General features: G+C 48.2%; 18 protein-coding genes. 11 read left to right on the top strand and 7 right to left on the bottom strand.

All coding sequences use genetic code 11. The features are described from left to right. Positions 1-98 precede the first annotated feature (98 nt). The 3 genes from AB8S08_RS07785 to AB8S08_RS07775 are packed head-to-tail and all read left to right on the top strand — an operon-like array spanning position 99 to position 3170. Entirely contained in the window at positions 99-1325 is a 1227-nt protein-coding gene (locus tag AB8S08_RS07785; protein ID WP_313932174.1) for an acyl-CoA dehydrogenase family protein, read from the top strand. Continuing rightward, positions 1326-2414 carry a phosphotransferase family protein gene (locus tag AB8S08_RS07780; protein WP_369742406.1) on the top strand — a complete coding sequence of 363 codons (1089 nt, stop codon included), beginning with the start codon at positions 1326-1328 and terminating at the stop codon, positions 2412-2414. Positions 2415-2417: 3 nt separating this feature from the next. Further along, entirely contained in the window at positions 2418-3170 is a 753-nt protein-coding gene (locus AB8S08_RS07775; protein ID WP_369742405.1) for an SDR family oxidoreductase, read from the top strand. A 12-nt stretch (positions 3171-3182) separates the two neighbouring features. Here the strand turns inward: AB8S08_RS07775 and AB8S08_RS07770 are convergent, their stop codons facing one another. Beyond that, positions 3183-3668, bottom strand: coding sequence for a hypothetical protein (locus tag AB8S08_RS07770; protein ID WP_369742404.1), 486 nt, complete (start codon positions 3666-3668; stop codon positions 3183-3185). A gap of 17 nt (positions 3669-3685) precedes the next feature. Continuing rightward, positions 3686-4609 carry a pirin family protein gene (locus AB8S08_RS07765; RefSeq protein ID WP_181394892.1) on the bottom strand — a complete coding sequence of 308 codons (924 nt, stop codon included), beginning with the start codon at positions 4607-4609 and terminating at the stop codon, positions 3686-3688. A gap of 140 nt (positions 4610-4749) precedes the next feature. On the opposite strand from AB8S08_RS07765, the gene AB8S08_RS07760 reads away from it, so the two are divergent. The 8 genes from AB8S08_RS07760 to AB8S08_RS07725 all read left to right on the top strand — a co-directional run bounded on the left by AB8S08_RS07760 (position 4750) and on the right by AB8S08_RS07725 (position 11745). Beyond that, complete coding sequence (locus tag AB8S08_RS07760) at positions 4750-4929, top strand: hypothetical protein (protein ID WP_153826043.1); 180 nt, start codon at positions 4750-4752, stop codon at positions 4927-4929. Continuing rightward, positions 4919-5203 carry a hypothetical protein gene (locus AB8S08_RS07755; RefSeq protein ID WP_369742403.1) on the top strand — a complete coding sequence of 95 codons (285 nt, stop codon included), beginning with the start codon at positions 4919-4921 and terminating at the stop codon, positions 5201-5203. The genes AB8S08_RS07760 and AB8S08_RS07755 overlap by 11 nt, the downstream gene beginning before the upstream one ends. An 89-nt stretch (positions 5204-5292) precedes the next feature. Next, positions 5293-5700 carry a hypothetical protein gene (locus AB8S08_RS07750; protein ID WP_369742401.1) on the top strand — a complete coding sequence of 136 codons (408 nt, stop codon included), beginning with the start codon at positions 5293-5295 and terminating at the stop codon, positions 5698-5700. Then, on the top strand, positions 5700-6503 hold the full coding sequence (locus tag AB8S08_RS07745; RefSeq protein WP_369742400.1) for a 5-oxoprolinase subunit PxpA: 804 nt from the start codon (positions 5700-5702) through the stop codon (positions 6501-6503). Before AB8S08_RS07750 ends, AB8S08_RS07745 begins: the two co-directional genes overlap by 1 nt. After that, positions 6500-7243, top strand: coding sequence for an allophanate hydrolase subunit 1 (locus AB8S08_RS07740; RefSeq protein ID WP_369742399.1), 744 nt, complete (start codon positions 6500-6502; stop codon positions 7241-7243). Before AB8S08_RS07745 ends, AB8S08_RS07740 begins: the two co-directional genes overlap by 4 nt. After that, on the top strand, positions 7240-8202 hold the full coding sequence (locus AB8S08_RS07735) for a biotin-dependent carboxyltransferase family protein (RefSeq protein WP_369742397.1): 963 nt from the start codon (positions 7240-7242) through the stop codon (positions 8200-8202). The genes AB8S08_RS07740 and AB8S08_RS07735 overlap by 4 nt, the downstream gene beginning before the upstream one ends. A 75-nt stretch (positions 8203-8277) precedes the next feature. Then, entirely contained in the window at positions 8278-9942 is a 1665-nt protein-coding gene (gene glnS / locus AB8S08_RS07730; protein ID WP_369742396.1) for a glutamine--tRNA ligase, read from the top strand. Positions 9943-10032: 90 nt separating this feature from the next. Then, positions 10033-11745, top strand: coding sequence for a diguanylate cyclase domain-containing protein (locus tag AB8S08_RS07725; RefSeq protein WP_369742395.1), 1713 nt, complete (start codon positions 10033-10035; stop codon positions 11743-11745). On the opposite strand, the gene AB8S08_RS07720 is transcribed toward AB8S08_RS07725, so the two are convergent. The 5 genes from AB8S08_RS07720 to AB8S08_RS07700 all read right to left on the bottom strand — a co-directional run bounded on the left by AB8S08_RS07720 (position 11705) and on the right by AB8S08_RS07700 (position 15089). Then, complete coding sequence (locus tag AB8S08_RS07720) at positions 11705-12922, bottom strand: DEAD/DEAH box helicase (RefSeq protein ID WP_110075320.1); 1218 nt, start codon at positions 12920-12922, stop codon at positions 11705-11707. The genes AB8S08_RS07725 and AB8S08_RS07720 overlap by 41 nt on opposite strands. A 72-nt stretch (positions 12923-12994) precedes the next feature. After that, positions 12995-13438, bottom strand: a complete 444-nt coding sequence (gene fur / locus AB8S08_RS07715) for a ferric iron uptake transcriptional regulator (RefSeq protein ID WP_110075319.1) — start codon at positions 13436-13438, stop codon at positions 12995-12997. A gap of 17 nt (positions 13439-13455) precedes the next feature. Further along, on the bottom strand, positions 13456-13980 hold the full coding sequence (gene fldA, locus AB8S08_RS07710; RefSeq protein WP_110075318.1) for a flavodoxin FldA: 525 nt from the start codon (positions 13978-13980) through the stop codon (positions 13456-13458). A 29-nt stretch (positions 13981-14009) separates the two neighbouring features. Beyond that, the gene (locus AB8S08_RS07705; protein ID WP_110075317.1) at positions 14010-14225 is read right to left on the bottom strand and encodes a DUF2788 domain-containing protein; all 216 of its coding nucleotides are present in this window, start codon (positions 14223-14225) and stop codon (positions 14010-14012) included. A gap of 60 nt (positions 14226-14285) precedes the next feature. After that, positions 14286-15089 carry an alpha/beta fold hydrolase gene (locus tag AB8S08_RS07700; protein WP_369742394.1) on the bottom strand — a complete coding sequence of 268 codons (804 nt, stop codon included), beginning with the start codon at positions 15087-15089 and terminating at the stop codon, positions 14286-14288. Between the last annotated feature and the right edge of the window lie 35 nt (positions 15090-15124).

Here is a 15124-nt window from a genome sequence, read left to right as displayed (position 1 = left end):
TTTTAGCGCCGCTTCACTACAATCATTTAAACAAGCGTTTAAGTTTTATCGAAAACGCACGACTAATAACGACTTCAGAACAACACAAGGCCCAGACGATGGATTTTTCTCCGAGTGCCAAGACCCTGCAATATCGGCAGCGGTTAATTGACTTTATGCGCGAGCATATTGAACCAATAGAAGCCAATTACCACAAAGAAAATCGCCGCTTGAACCCAGATGGGCAATGGCGTGATTGGCAAGTCGCCCCGATGATTCATGAGCTTAAACAACGTGCCAAAGCAGCTGGGCTATGGAATCTATTTTTGCCCGACGCGGAACTCGGGGCAGGATTAACGACCCTCGAGTATGCGCCGTTAGCTGAGGTGATGGGGCATAGTTTAATTGCACCGGAAATTTTCAACTGCAATGCACCTGATACCGGCAACATGGAGGTGTTGTATCATTTTGGTAGTGCCGCGCAAAAACAACAATGGCTAACGCCCTTGCTTGCCGGTGAGATTCGTTCGGTTTTTTGTATGACAGAACCGGATGTTGCCTCATCAGATGCAACTAACATGCAAACGCAAATTACCGCCGATGGTGATGATATCGTTATTCATGGGCGTAAATGGTGGTCTACTGGGTTAGGTCATCCACAGGCGAAGTTTGCCATAGTGATGGGCCTAACTAACCCTGAAGCACCTAAACATCAGCGCCATAGTATGGTCATTGTGCCGCTTGATACCCCTGGCGTCACCGTGGAACGAATGCTCCCTGCTTTTGGTGAGTATGATGCCCCATACGGTCATGGCGAAGTGCTTTTTGATCAAGTTCGAGTACCTAAGGCAAACTTAATTAGCAACTTGGGTGACGGGTTTAAGATAGCCCAAGGGCGGTTGGGGCCGGGCCGTATTCATCATTGCATGCGTGCCCTAGGGGCCGCCGAGAAGGCCCTTCAGTTATTTATGCAGCGAGGGGCTGAACGTATTGCGTTTGGCAAACCGCTGTTGCAGCTTGGTGGTAACTTAGAGCGGGTTGCCGATATGCGGATAGCTATTGATCAAGCGCGACTGCTGACCTTTTATGCAGCATGGAAAATAGATCAAGTTGGGGCGATGAAAGCCCTTGCTGAAATTTCTGCAATCAAGGTCGCGGCACCTAATGCCTTGCAGATGGTGGTAGATGAAACCATTCAATTATTTGGTGGCGCAGGTATGAGCCATGATGTGCCGCTAACTGCTTTGTTTGCCGTAGCGCGCGCCTTACGCATTGCTGATGGTCCAGATGCTGTGCATCGAGCAACCATTGCTAAAGTTGAATTAGCTAAGTATCGGGAGCGCTAAGTGCAACAAGAGCAACATGTGCAACAAGAGCAAGCATTAGAAGATAAAGCCGGTCAGGTTCGTCCCGGTGAAGAGCTACCTGAAGCTGAGCTACTAGCTTATTTACAGCAACATTTAGAGGGTCTAACTGGGCCGATGCAGGTGACCCAGTTTAGTGGTGGGGCTTCAAACTGGACTTACCGTCTAGCTTGCGCCAATGCCGATTTAATTTTGCGGCGGCCACCGGCTGGCATGAAAGCTAAATCAGCTCATGACATGGGCCGCGAGTTTCGTATTCAGCAAGCGCTGAAACCGGTTTATCCCTATGTGCCTACAATGCGCCATTATTGTGCAGATGAAAGCATTATTGGGGCCGATTTCTATATCATGGATCGGCTGCATGGCATTATTCCACGCAAAAATATGCCGCGCAATTTAGAGTTATCCACCGCGCAAACACGCACCTTATGCCAACGTGCGTTAGACTGCCTCATAGAATTACATCAAGTTGACATCCATGCGGCCGGCTTGACGGATCTTGCTAAAGGTGAAGGCTACACAGAGCGCCAAGTGAGTGGTTGGAGTGAGCGCTATCGCCGCGTTAAAACCTGGAATGTGCCATCGGGTAAAGGCATCATGCGGTGGCTAGCTGAACACATGCCAACCACCGAAACCATTTGTATGACCCATAATGACTTCCGCTTTGATAATTTGGTGCTTGATAGCCAAGAGCCCACCAACATCATTGGGGTGTTGGATTGGGAACTGGCGACTTTGGGTAATCCATTAATGGATATTGGCAACAGCTTAGCCTATTGGATTGAAGCCGATGACGATGCTATTGCCCGTTCTACCAGGCGTCAGCCAACGCATTTGCCGGGGATGTTTACCCGTCAGCAAGTGATTGATTACTACTGTGACAAAATGCAGCTTGATGCATCAGATTTCGCTTTTTACGAGGTGTTTGGGTTGTTTCGGTTAAGTGTGATAGCGCAACAAATCTATTATCGCTATCACCATGGTCAGACTCGTAATCCAGCTTTCAAGAATTTCTGGTTTTTGGTGAATTATTTGCATTGGCGCTGCCGCAAACGAATGAAACAAGGATAATGCATGCGTAGAACAATATTGATAACCGGCGCAAGCTCTGGATTAGGTGAGGGCATGGCCCGCGAATACGCTAAACAGGGGCGTGACCTCGCCCTATGTGCCCGCCGTACGGAACGTTTAGAGCAACTTAAAAGCGAAATAGCGCAACAGTATCCGAGCGTGAAAGTGTCCGTAAAAGCCTTGGATGTAAACGATCATGATGCAGTGTTTCAGGTGTTTAAAGAGTTTCAACAGGAATTTGGTAGCATCGATAGAGTGATCGTGAATGCAGGCATGGGTAAAGGTGCATCGCTAGGAACTGGCTATTTCTATGCCAATGTGCAAACCGCACAAACTAATTTTGTAGCTGCCTTAGCCCAATGTGAGGCGGCCTTAGAGATTTTCTATCAACAACAGCATGGCCATTTGGTGACCATTAGCTCTATTAGTGCGTTACGAGGTATGCCGCGCGCCATGACCGTTTATGCCGCTACTAAAGCTGGCTTATTGGCACTGACCGAAGGTATTCGCGCTGATTTAATTAGAACCAAATCAAAGGTTAAAGTAAGCGCTATTTTACCTGGGTTTATACGCTCTGAAATTAACGAAAAAGTTAAGAACACACCCTTTATGGTGGATACTGAAACGGGCTGTAAGGCTTTGGTGAAGGCGATTGAGCGAGAGCCGGTACAAGCTTATGTGCCCGGCTGGCCATGGGCGTTGATTGGCTTTTTAATGAAGCGTCTGCCGTTAAAGTGGGTGATGAAGTTAGGTTAACTCGTGTTAGCCCTAAGGCAGCGGGCAGTCGTCAGTGCGCTCGCTGCTTACCGCTAGGGTGAAGGGTTGACCTTGTTCATTACGATAAATCACGGAACTTTTTGCCAACTGTAAGTCACCACGGCTATGACTGTGATGAATGATGAGTTGGCCATGTTTAGCTAAGCTCACAGTCAGGCATTGGCCTCGCTCGGCAGTTGCGATACGTTGCCAATCGTTACTGATTGGTTGGCGTAGCCAGACTTCAAAGCCTTGCCATTGCTCACGTTTACCGCGTTGGCACTGGTAGACTTGAATTTCAGCGGCTACGGCAGACTGGTCGTTGGCTTTGAGTGGCAACACCTGCAAGGCTTCACAGGTGGCCGCGGTTGGCGGCTCCGGCTCAAAGACCCACCATTTGTATAACAATACCGACACGAACAGCACGGCCAAAGTGATCACTGCAGCAATCACCCATAACATCAGTCGGTTTGCAGCAGAACGTAATTTAGCCAGCATTGTTTATCCTTTTTTGCTCAATCAGTATTAACATCGCCAAATCTTGGGTGGCCATTATCCCAATCTTGTTGTGCTTGCTCAACCCGTGCAAGCTCGGTGCTGACAAAATTCCAGCGCATAAACAGATGTTGACCAAATGGCTCACCACCTAATACCAGCACTCGAGTATCTGCGGCAAGCTCTATTTCTAAATGGTCACGTTCACTGCCTAGATCCAATAATTGATGGGCAGTAATGGGCTGGGTTAGTTCACTGTCCACCAGATATAAGCTGCCACTCACGATATAGATAGCATGTTCAAACAAGGGGTTAAGTGACAAGCTTAGCACTGTGGTACGAGGGGTGGTTAGGCTTAATGCCAGGCTTGGGTGGAAACTCAGTGCAGGTGATTGCCAGCGCTGTTTCAGTAAACGGTCGTAATAGTCGCCAACAATTAGGGTGGCCGTGCATTCGCCTAGGGCAAACTGTGGTAAATCGCGATAGTGATCAAAGCGTGGGTAAGTTAACTCATCAGCTGGGGGTAAGGCTGACCATAATTGCAACCCATGCAACGGCTGGGTGGGATTATCTTGCGCTATTTCGGCATGACTGATACCGCGGCCTGAGGTCATTAGATTTAACTCACCTGGGCGCAATGCTTGTTGATAACCTAAGCTATCATAGTGCATGAGTTCGCCCGAATATAACCAAGTTATCGTCTGTAGCCCAATGTGCGGATGGGGCGGGATATTGAAATCCTGATAGGCGGGCGTTGTTAGAGGACCGAAATGGTCTAAAAAACACCAAGGACCAATCATTCTTAGCTCTGCTTGCGGCACCACCCGCTGCACTTGCAACTGAGCGGTTAATGGCTTGGTTTTGCTATGCAGGATCTTTAATACACCGCCGCCTGGATTAGAGTCACATTCTTGTAAGTGCTGATCGCTGGCGCTTCTACTCATGGGCTTTACTCGCAAAGGGTGGCTAATATCGATAGCCATCAGTATGGCATTGGCCACGACAATAGTCGAATATCCACCCAAGAGGCTTTATTCGGCATCCAAATTTAAGTAAGGTGAGGTCCTAACCTAAGGAGATAATCATGATTTATGCAATCTTGATTCTAGTCATCGGGTTTGCCGCTATGTTGAGCGGCGTATGGGAGCACAACCTGGTGACCATTATTATTGGTTTAGTCATGCAGGCAGGTGGTGCAATCGGATTTTTTATCAGTTGGCGCAAAGCCGCTAAGCAAGGACATATAAATAACAATGACAACTAGTATTGCGAAGCGAATTGCCGCATTGGCTGTAATTGTGGTGGGGCTGTTGTTACTGGTGCTAGCACCAGCTGGCGATGCCACCTCAAGTTATCGGATTGTTGGCCTGTTAGTGGCTGCTGCCGGTGGCGCTTGGCTAGGGGCACAACGACGAGATACCAGTAGGGTGACGGATGAACCTTATCAGCAGCCCGTATTGCGTTGGTATCAAGCACCGATTGTGTTGTTTCCCATTATCTTACTGATCGTGGCAGGCTTAGTTTATTTGGCCATGTAGTTGTGATGCCCGAGCTAAACTTGAGAAAAACAAAAACCTTTTCATGATTACTTTAGAGCCCAAATAGGGCTCATATCACAGGATGAATTATGGCGTTAACAACCCGATTAGTCATTTTGGCTGGTTTAATTGGCCTAATGTTTTATAACCTCAGTGACGAGCGCCTTGCCGCACTTATTATTGACTACCAGTTAGGCTGGTACAAGTTGGGCGTGCCACTTGCGTGGGGCTTGGTGTTGGGAGCCTTGCTGCAGTTGCTTGGGCTGAAGCAACTGCATAAATTTTTAGAGCCCATTACCTTTATTGCCGTATGTGTCATGACCGTCGGATTAACCGGCGCTGCTGCTATTTTCGGTGCTCATCAAACGGCGATCTTGATGTTGCCAGCACTACAAATAGCGACCATAGGTTTGGGCGTTTATCTATTTGCCTATAGCTATGCACGCTTTGCCGGGGCACGAGAATCGTCATCAACTGCCACAGGCAAGGATGAGTGATGCTATTGAACTGCGATATGGGCGAGAGTTTTGGCGCCTGGCAGATGGGCAATGACGCGGCAGTGATGCCATACATTGATATGGCCAATATCGCCTGTGGCTTTCATGCGGGTAGCCCGGCCATCATGGCTGAAACCGTAGCTTTGGCGAAACAGCACCAAGTATTGATTGGAGCGCATCCGGCGTATCCAGATCTAGAAGGGTTTGGGCGCCGTTCGATGAGTTTTCAGCAAAGCGAATTAGCCGCCATTTTAACCTATCAGATAGGGGCTATGGAGGCTATTTGTGCACAACAAGGGGAGACTTTAGCTTATGTTAAACCCCATGGCGCCTTGTATAACGATAAGCAAAGTCAACCGCATTTGTTTGAGACGGTCGTGCAAGTGCTAGCGGAGCGTAATCGTCATCGTCAGCAACCCTTGCGCTTAATGACCCTAGCGCCGTTAGTTTCGGCCGCAAACACCGCCGCTACTTGGCAGCAACAACTTGCTCACCGCTACCGCGTGCCGTTATGGTTTGAGGCTTTTGCCGATCGGCGTTATGAGGCCAACGGTCAGTTACGTGCGCGGCGCCATGCCGATGCAGTGTTACAGACCAGCGCTGAGATTCTCAGCCAAGCCCAAGCGCTAGCCCAGCAACACCCCATTAACGCCAGTGATGGCAGTAGCATTCAGTTGCAGGCTGATACCTTGTGTGTACATGGTGATAATGCTGAGTCTATAGCTACGGTAGCGGCTATTCGTAAAGCCCTGACCGAGGTCACGCGGTCAACCACAGGTACGACCGCAGTCAAGCCGCAATGACAGCAAGGTTATCAGACTCCCAGCAGCCCCTAGCACAGGTGGAAATAGCTGCCGCAGATGCCTTGTTGGTTCGTTTTGCGAACCGAATTGATCGCAAGATTAATGCGCAAGTATTAGCTTTGCGAGACGCACTGCAACAGCGACAGCAGAGCGGCCAGTGGCCTTGGCTGCTGGAGCTAGCGCCGGCTTATCATAGTCTGTTGGTACAGTTAGATATTCGTCACATCATGCCCGATGCTGCCCAATATCAGCTCCAGCAGCTGTTAGCACAGCCCGAGCTGGTGCTGCAGTTGCAGGCTGCAACGCCAGCTAGTAAGCCTGATACAATCCACCAGATTGACGTGTGTTACCACCCCGAATTAGCCGCTGATTTGCAAGCTATTGCCAGCGCTGCGAATTTGTCAGTAGCCGAAGTGATAGCTTTGCATACCCAACCCACCTATCATGTGTATGCATTGGGGTTTGCGCCACAATTTGCTTATTTAGGAGATGTGCCTGAACCACTGCGGATGCCGCGTTTAGCCACGCCTCGACAACAGGTCCCCGCCGGGAGCGTAGCTATTGCCAATCAGCAAACAGCGATTTATCCGCGCACCTCGCCAGGTGGCTGGCAATTGATTGGACGAGCAGTAAGCTGGCCCCAGTTGCAAGCAGGTGATCAAGTTCGCTTCCGTTCGATTAGTTTAAGCCACTATCAACAAGCGGCAGCAGCCATTCACTCAGCGAGCGCGCGCGAATGAGCTTACGCATACTGCAATCTGGGCCGCTAACCACCCTGCAAGATTTTGGCAGATTTGGCTATCTACACCAGGGTATCAGTGTGGGCGGGCCTCTTGATGAGCAAGCTTTTCTGTGGGCTAATAGGTTGTTAAATAACCACTTTAATGCGGCCCAGCTAGAAATTACCTTGGGTGGCTTTCGTGCAGAATTTACCGCGGCTACGGCGTGGGTTGTGACAGGGGCTGAGCTGCCTATGAGCCTGAACGGTCAACCAGTGCCGGCGCAGCAGGTTCAACTGGCAGCGGCTGGTGACGTCCTGACGGTCGCACCGGGCGGAGTTGGCTTACGCGCTTACTTAGCTGTTGCTGGCGGCTTCATCGCCACGCCCGTCTATGGCAGCGTTGCTACCGTGGTGCGTGATGGCTTAGGAGGATTGCAGCAACAGGGACAAGCAGTGCAAAGTGGCGATCAGATCGCTTACCCAACAGTGCCTGGTTATCGCACTCTGCTGGGGCGCCGCCCCGGGCGCAGCGTGGCGCCGCAGTTACCAACCGCAGCCACCGGTGCTCGCGACAAACCTGTTATTCTAGAGGTGATAGCTAGCGGACAATATGCGCAGTTTGAACCGGCGCAACAGCAACTCTTTACGGATCAGCTGTACCAAGTGACGCCAGCTCAAGACAGGATGGGGGTGCGTTTAGCCGCAGCCGAGCCTTTGCAGTGGTCACAGGCACAAATCATTTCTGAGCCGCTACCGGTCGGAGCTGTCCAAATTCCCCCCAACGGGCAACCGATTGTGATGCTCAAAGATCGGCAAACGCTGGGTGGTTATCCCAAACTAGCAACCCTAACGTGGCGGGCTCAGAACACGCTGGCGCAATTGCCAGCGGCTTCTGAAATACAATTTCGCTGGGTTAGCGCAACCGCGGCAGCGCGCCACTTGCAGCAGGTTTATCAATTCTTTCAGGTGCAGCGTTAGGCCTTGCACCTATGCTAAGAACCTGCGATCATAGCGGTCATTTTTTCAGGTCTATTTACTGGAGACAACGAATCCATGGCAGCAGATGCGCCCCGTAGTAATTTCATTCGTCAAATTATCGATCAAGACCTAGCTTCAGGAAAGCATAACCAGGTACATACAAGGTTTCCGCCAGAGCCAAATGGTTTTTTACATATCGGTCATGCCAAATCCATCGTGTTGAACTTTGGCATTGCTGAAGACTATCAAGGCACCTGTAACTTACGCTTTGATGACACCAATCCGCTGAAAGAAAAAGTGGATTATGTGCACTCGATTCAAGCCGATGTGCAATGGCTGGGATACCACTGGAATGGTAAACCACGTTACTCATCTGATTATTTTGAGCAATTACACGGTTATGCGGTAGAGCTGATTGAAAAGGGCTTGGCTTATTGTGATTTTTCGAGCCAAGAACAAATGCGAGAAATGCGTGGCACCCTGAAGCAGCCGGGTACCAATAGTCCTTATCGAGATACTAGCGTTGCAGAAAACCTGCAAATTTTCGCGGACATGACAGCGGGTAAGTATCAAGAAGGCGAAGTTTGTCTGCGTGCCAAAATCGATATGAGCTCACCTTTTATGTGCATGCGCGATCCGGTGATTTATCGGGTTCGGTTTGCTCATCATCACCAAACGGGTGACACCTGGTGTGTGTATCCTATGTACGATTTTACTCATTGTATTTCAGATGCTATTGAGGGGATCACCCATTCACTTTGTACCCTTGAGTTCCAAGATAACCGTCGCTTGTACGATTGGGTTTTGGATAACATCAGCATTGAATGCCACCCCCAGCAGATTGAGTTTTCGCGCTTAAACCTGCAATACACGGTGATGAGTAAACGTAAACTAAATCAATTGGTTGAAGAGCAACGAGTGAGTGGTTGGGATGACCCTCGTATGCCAACCATTGCTGGTATGCGTCGCCGCGGCTATACGCCGGCTTCTATCCGTGAGTTCTGTCACCGCATTGGTGTCACCAAAATGGATAATCAAGTAGAGATGAGCATGCTGGAGGCTTGTATTCGTGATGAGCTAAACCAGCATGCACCTCGTGCGATGGCGGTATTAGATCCGGTGCGTTTGGTGATTGAGAACTATCCGCAGGATCACGTTGAGCAACTGCAAGCGCCAAATCATCCGAATGATGACAGTATGGGCACTCGCACGGTACCTTTTGCGCGCGAAATATTGATTGAAGCAGATGATTTTCGTGAAGAAGCCAACAAAAAATACAAGCGTCTGGTGCTTGGAAAAGAAGTGCGGTTACGCAATGCCTATGTGATTAAAGCCGAGCGCGTTGAAAAAGACGAGCAGGGCAATATCACCACTATTTTCTGTAGCTACGATGCCGATACTTTAGGTCAAGATCCGGCCGATGGACGTAAAGTAAAAGGCGTTATCCATTGGGTTGCAGCGGCTCATGCTAAACCAGCTGAGTTTAGGTTGTACGATCGCTTGTTCCAAGTGCCAAACCCAGCAGCAGAAGAAGATTTTGCGGCCACGCTTAATCCACAATCTTTAGTGGTTAAACATGGCTTTGTGGAAGCCTCGTTAGCAGACGCTCAGGTAGAAAAAGCTTATCAGTTTGAACGTATTGGCTACTTCTGTGCCGATAGCAAAGATCATAGCTCTGAGCAGTTGGTCTTTAACCAAACGGTAGGTTTACGTGATACTTGGTCCGATGAAGGCGAGTAAGCTAATTTAGCAAAAAGTTAAATAGATTTGCGTTACCGCAACTTTTAATGCCACAATCCCTGCTAGTAAAATAGCAGGGATTGTTTGTTAATGCCGTTACCGAAAAACTCATACCCCGATTTAAGTGATGCCCAAGTACGTGAGCAGTTGCAATGGCTTGAGACCATTATGACGCGTTCAAAAATAGCGACTTGGAAGTTACATCGTCCCAGCATGAAGATGTTCATCAACTCGGTCCTAGCTGAGTTGTTAGGCCAGTCATGGCAGCGAGAACAAAGCTATCCTTTTGAGTTATTATTGGAAGCGATGCATGCAGAGTGTCGTCATTCGGCTGTGGCTGTGATGCAACAATTGTGGGCTGGCGATCTTGAGCATGCTGATGTGATCTTTCGGGTGACAGCTGCGAATGGTCAAGTGCGTACCATTCGCGACACAGTATCGGTGATTAGTCACGATCGGCAAGGGCAAGCTGAATGGCTCACCGGAGTCTGGATTGATATCACAGACACAGTGATGGCCCATCATCGCTTGGAGCGAATAGCTAGTACTGTCCCTGGGGTTATCTATCAGTTTTCTATGTATCCTGATGGGCGTATGTGTTTTCCTTACGCCAGTGCGGGTATCAAAGCTATTTATGGTGTTGATGCGGACGTTGTTAGCGCCGATGGCAGTGCCGTGTTTGAGGCCATTCATCCTGCCGATCGTGAACGAGTACGCAGTAGCATTCAGCAATCAGCCGAAAGTCTACAGCCTTGGTTTTGCGAGTATCGTATTATACGAGGAGAACAAACCCGTTGGGTGGCCGGTAACGCTATGCCAGAACTGGATGCCGAAGGCGTGTATCACTGGTTTGGTCAGATCGTGGATACCACGTTAGATAAACAACGTGAGTTAGAGCTGGAAGAAAGCCGAATCACCTTAAAACGAGCCCAAGAAATAGCCGAGTTGGGTTATTGGAAAGCGAATTTTGCGACCGGTGAGCTCTATTGGTCAGATAAAATTTATGAGATTTTTGGGCTCGATAAAGATACCGTAAAACCTAGTATTAGTTTGTTTCAGCAAGCTGTTCACCCAGACGATTTAGCGTTGGTGTTAGCCAGTGAGCAACAGGCAAAAAAATTCGGCACACACGATGTCGTGCATCGGATTGTTCGCACCGATGGCAGTGTTCGTTGGGTGCACGAGTTAGCTGACTATAACCAGTTTATCCATGAAGACATTCTGATCGGGACAGTGCGAGATATCACGGAACAAAAAATTTATGAGCAAGAGCTTGAACGCTTGTCCATTACTGATGAATTAACAGGGGTTTATAATCGGCGCTATTTTATGCAGCAACTTGAGCAGTTGGTAGTGCGCTTTACGCCTTCTACCCAAGCCGTTGTAGCTATCTTTGATATTGATTATTTTAAACAGATTAACGACAACTACGGGCACGCCGAAGGTGATGCGGTGTTATGTCGCTTAGCTCAATTCATGCAACAGCAATTACGCCCCGGTGATATCTTCGCTCGTACTGGCGGCGAGGAGTTTGGATTGTTACTGCACCGTACTAATGCGGCAGATGCCAAGCGTCGCCTTAATGCAATTCGAATCTTAGTCAATGAATTAGAATTTGTGCCTAGCACAGGGACAGAGCAGCCTTATCGAGTATCGGCAACCATTGGTTTAACCAACGTGCATGTGGATGACGACAAGGATAGTGTGTTGTATCGAGCCGATCACGCCCTTTATTTTGGTAAAAACAAAGGGCGTAATTGTGTTATTTGGGCTGACGACGAGGCTGATGCCGACGTTGGCTAGGTTGCTGGGCTGGCTTTTTAGGAGCCGGCCGACCTTTGTTTAAATCAACCGGTTGGTAGCCAGGCGCACTGATACGTTCAAGTTTTTGATCAATTAACCGCTCAATAGCCTTGAGTTGTTTCACTTCTTCCGGGCTCACTAAGCTTAAGGCATGGCCACTAGCACCAGCACGTGCCGTACGGCCAATACGATGCACGTAGTCTTCAGCAACGTTAGGTAAGTCGTAGTTTACTACCAGTGGTAGTAAATCGATATCAATACCACGTGCAGCTATATCGGTAGCAACTAATACCTGTACTCGATTATTTTTGAAGTCATCCAATGCTTTGGTACGGGCACCTTGGCTTTTATTGCCATGAATGGCGGCAGCCAAAAAGCCATGCCCATCCAATTGCTTCACTAATCGATTAGCACCGTGCTTGGTACGAGTGAAGACCAACACTTGCGGTGTATTGCGTTCACGCAAGAGTTGCGCCAACAATTGCGTCTTCTGGTTTTGTTCAACACCATAGATGGATTGTTCGACTCGCTCAGCCGTAGTGTTTGGAGGGGCGACAGAAACTTCTACAGGATCATTCACCAAACCTTTTGCTAGCGCTCTAATTTCGTCTGAAAACGTCGCTGAAAAAAGCAGGTTTTGGCGTTTTTTCGGTAAAATCCTTAAGATTTTCTTGATGTCATGAATGAAGCCCATGTCTAGCATACGGTCTGCTTCGTCTAACACCAAAATCTCAAGCTGATTAAATTTGACGGCATTTTGTTGAAATAAATCTAATAACCGACCTGGGGTAGCAATGAGGATATCGACGCCTTTGCGAAGTTTCATCATCTGTGGGTTGATACCCACGCCGCCAAACACTACGGCAGAGGATAAACTCAGATTTCGACCGTAAGTAGCTACGCTTTCTGCCACCTGAGCGGCAAGTTCACGCGTAGGGGTCAGAATTAAAGCACGCACATGGTTTGAGCGTGCGCGCTCACCATCTTTGAGTAATTCTAAGATAGGTAAAGTAAAACCAGCGGTTTTGCCGGTTCCTGTTTGTGCTGCAGCCATCACATCTTTGCCTGCTAACACAGGAGGTATGGCTTGTTGTTGGATGGGGGTAGGGCTGGTATAACCTTGTTCGTTAAGAACACTTAAAACTTCTGGCGCTAGGCCTAAATCAGAAAAACTCATCAACGGCTGTGGTCTCTTTTTGCGTGAGGATGCTACCAGTATTACACTGGTAGCATCGGTATCTAGGTAGGATTATTCGCTACTTTGATTGTTTTCGCAGGTATCTGGTGACTGACATTCACCATACAAATACAAGCTATGATTGGTCAGTTTAACGTTATGTGCGGTAGCAATATCACGTTGACGCTGTTCAATCATTTCATCTTCAAATTCAAAAACATGACCACAGGTTAAACAGACCAGATGGTCGTGGTGGTCTTTATTGCTTAGCTCAAACAGTGAGCGACCGCCTTCAAAATGGTGACGACTTACAATACCTGCATCATCAAATTGGTTGAGAACGCGATACACGGTAGCTAAACCTATCTCTTCGTTTTTCTCCAACAAGATCTTATACACGTCTTCAGCACTTACGTGCTGATTAGCCGGGTTTTTGAGTATCTCCAGCACTTTAATCCGTGGTGAAGTTACTTTTAGTCCGGCTTTTTTCAGTTGTAATTCGTCTTTGCTGCTCATGTCTCTACATCGCTTAGTTAGGCGAGTTGGTCTAAGCCCATCTCTGTACGGATTTGCGCACACCATTGTTGCACGCGCTCTTTAGTGAGTTCAGGCTGACGATCTTCGTCGATGCCTAACCCAACAAAGTGGTCATCATCAACTAAAGCACGTGAGGCGTCAAATTGATATCCTGCGGTCGACCAGTGGCCAATGATAATTCCGCCACGTGCCTCAACGATATCGCGCACGGTTCCCATGGCATCAAGAAAATACTCAGCGTAATCTTCTTGGTCGCCACAACCAAAAATAGCAATCAGTTTGTTGTTGAAATCAATTTCTTCTAATTCAGGGAAGAAATCGTCCCAATCACATTGGGCTTCGCCGTAGTACCATGTTGGAATACCGAACATTAACAGGTCGTATGAGGCGATGTCTTCTTTGCTGGATTTGGCAATATCAAATACATCAATTAGGTTCTTACCTAATTCTTTTTGAATCATCTGTGCAACAGCTTCGGTGTTACCGGTGTCACTTCCAAAGAAAATACCAACACTAGCCATAAATTCGTTACTACCTACTTAACTGTGTATTACATGCCCGCTTCCCAAAAGGCTTGAATAATGCCTTTTGCGATAAAGCCAGCACAACCTAAAAACAAAACTAACCAAACAAACCAGCGGCCATACTTGGGCACGTTGCCTTTATTTAAAACGTCTTGAATAGCTAAGCCGATCAGCAAAAACAAAACAGCAATGGCAAAATTCGTCGCAAGCGCTTCAATCAATTCGTAATGTTCTGACAACATAACAGCAACACCATTTCATTAGGCCGGAAAAATAAGCGCTGATTATAGCATGCAACCGGCTCAGGTGCGAGAATGTTGCTGGATAAATGCAAGCGCCAGACGGTTGAAAATACGTGGCTTTTCAGCATGCAGCCAATGCCCAGTACCTTCAATGATTTTCATCTCTATGTTACTGAAACGAGAACGAATTTCGTCCTCGTGTTGCGCTAATAAATAATCGGAATCGCCACCTTTGATAAACAAAATCGGGCCTTCATAGTGACCGTCGCGAACGGCGCCAGAAATCGCATCGTAGCAGGTGTCCAAGCGCTCTAACGGTAGCCGCCACTGATAGCCTGTGTCAGTGTGTCGCAGATTCTTTAGTAAAAACTGCCTTACGCCACGGCTGTCAATACTTTTAGCTAGCTGGCGATCGGCATCTTGACGGTTAGTCACGGCGTCTAAATCCACGCTAGTAAGAGCTTCCAGAATATGCCGATGGCGCGGATCATAAGCTACAGGAGAGATGTCCGCTGCTATGACACTAAGGGTTCTATCGGGATAAGTTAGAGCGAACTCCATCGCAATCTTACCGCCCATCGAATGCCCGACCACATGTATTTGGTGTAATTGCAAATGGTCTAAAGTGGCAGCGAGGGCTGCTGCCATGCTGGCATAATCCATCTTAGCAAATTCAGGAGAATCACCGTGGTTAGGAGCATCAACTAACAGCACTGGATAATGCTCGGCTAATTCTCTTGCTAAACTTTTTAAGTTATCTAAATCGCCGAACAAACCATGCAATAGCACCACGGGGGCCTGCTGCTTAGCTGCATCTGGTGACGGGCCGAGCTGTTCAAAATTAAGAATCTGTGCGTTACTCATGTTGAATTCCTGTACCCTTGGCGTTGCTTGGGTAT

It is taken from the genome of Pseudidiomarina sp. PP-1MA, assembly GCF_041200125.1.
In the GTDB taxonomy this organism is placed as follows: Bacteria; Pseudomonadota; Gammaproteobacteria; order Enterobacterales; family Alteromonadaceae; genus Pseudidiomarina; species Pseudidiomarina fusca.
The sequence above is the reverse complement of the archived record's forward strand: the minus strand, read 5'-3'. Positions and strand labels throughout refer to the sequence as shown.

What these genes read in the sequence shown, in the direction of transcription:
- AB8S08_RS07785 (WP_313932174.1), top strand. Translation starts at nt 99, where the DNA reads ATGGATTTTTCTCCGAGTGCCAAGACCCTGCAATATCGGCAGCGGTTA.
- AB8S08_RS07775 (WP_369742405.1), top strand. Translation starts at nt 2,418, where the DNA reads ATGCGTAGAACAATATTGATAACCGGCGCAAGCTCTGGATTAGGTGAG.
- AB8S08_RS07770 (WP_369742404.1), bottom strand. Translation starts at nt 3,668, where the DNA reads ATGCTGGCTAAATTACGTTCTGCTGCAAACCGACTGATGTTATGGGTG.
- AB8S08_RS07765 (WP_181394892.1), bottom strand. Translation starts at nt 4,609, where the DNA reads ATGAGTAGAAGCGCCAGCGATCAGCACTTACAAGAATGTGACTCTAAT.
- AB8S08_RS07760 (WP_153826043.1), top strand. Translation starts at nt 4,750, where the DNA reads ATGATTTATGCAATCTTGATTCTAGTCATCGGGTTTGCCGCTATGTTG.
- AB8S08_RS07755 (WP_369742403.1), top strand. Translation starts at nt 4,919, where the DNA reads ATGACAACTAGTATTGCGAAGCGAATTGCCGCATTGGCTGTAATTGTG.
- AB8S08_RS07750 (WP_369742401.1), top strand. Translation starts at nt 5,293, where the DNA reads ATGGCGTTAACAACCCGATTAGTCATTTTGGCTGGTTTAATTGGCCTA.
- AB8S08_RS07745 (WP_369742400.1), top strand. Translation starts at nt 5,700, where the DNA reads ATGCTATTGAACTGCGATATGGGCGAGAGTTTTGGCGCCTGGCAGATG.
- AB8S08_RS07740 (WP_369742399.1), top strand. Translation starts at nt 6,500, where the DNA reads ATGACAGCAAGGTTATCAGACTCCCAGCAGCCCCTAGCACAGGTGGAA.
- AB8S08_RS07735 (WP_369742397.1), top strand. Translation starts at nt 7,240, where the DNA reads ATGAGCTTACGCATACTGCAATCTGGGCCGCTAACCACCCTGCAAGAT.
- glnS (WP_369742396.1), top strand. Translation starts at nt 8,278, where the DNA reads ATGGCAGCAGATGCGCCCCGTAGTAATTTCATTCGTCAAATTATCGAT.
- AB8S08_RS07725 (WP_369742395.1), top strand. Translation starts at nt 10,033, where the DNA reads ATGCCGTTACCGAAAAACTCATACCCCGATTTAAGTGATGCCCAAGTA.
- AB8S08_RS07720 (WP_110075320.1), bottom strand. Translation starts at nt 12,922, where the DNA reads ATGAGTTTTTCTGATTTAGGCCTAGCGCCAGAAGTTTTAAGTGTTCTT.
- fur (WP_110075319.1), bottom strand. Translation starts at nt 13,438, where the DNA reads ATGAGCAGCAAAGACGAATTACAACTGAAAAAAGCCGGACTAAAAGTA.
- fldA (WP_110075318.1), bottom strand. Translation starts at nt 13,980, where the DNA reads ATGGCTAGTGTTGGTATTTTCTTTGGAAGTGACACCGGTAACACCGAA.
- AB8S08_RS07705 (WP_110075317.1), bottom strand. Translation starts at nt 14,225, where the DNA reads ATGTTGTCAGAACATTACGAATTGATTGAAGCGCTTGCGACGAATTTT.
- AB8S08_RS07700 (WP_369742394.1), bottom strand. Translation starts at nt 15,089, where the DNA reads ATGAGTAACGCACAGATTCTTAATTTTGAACAGCTCGGCCCGTCACCA.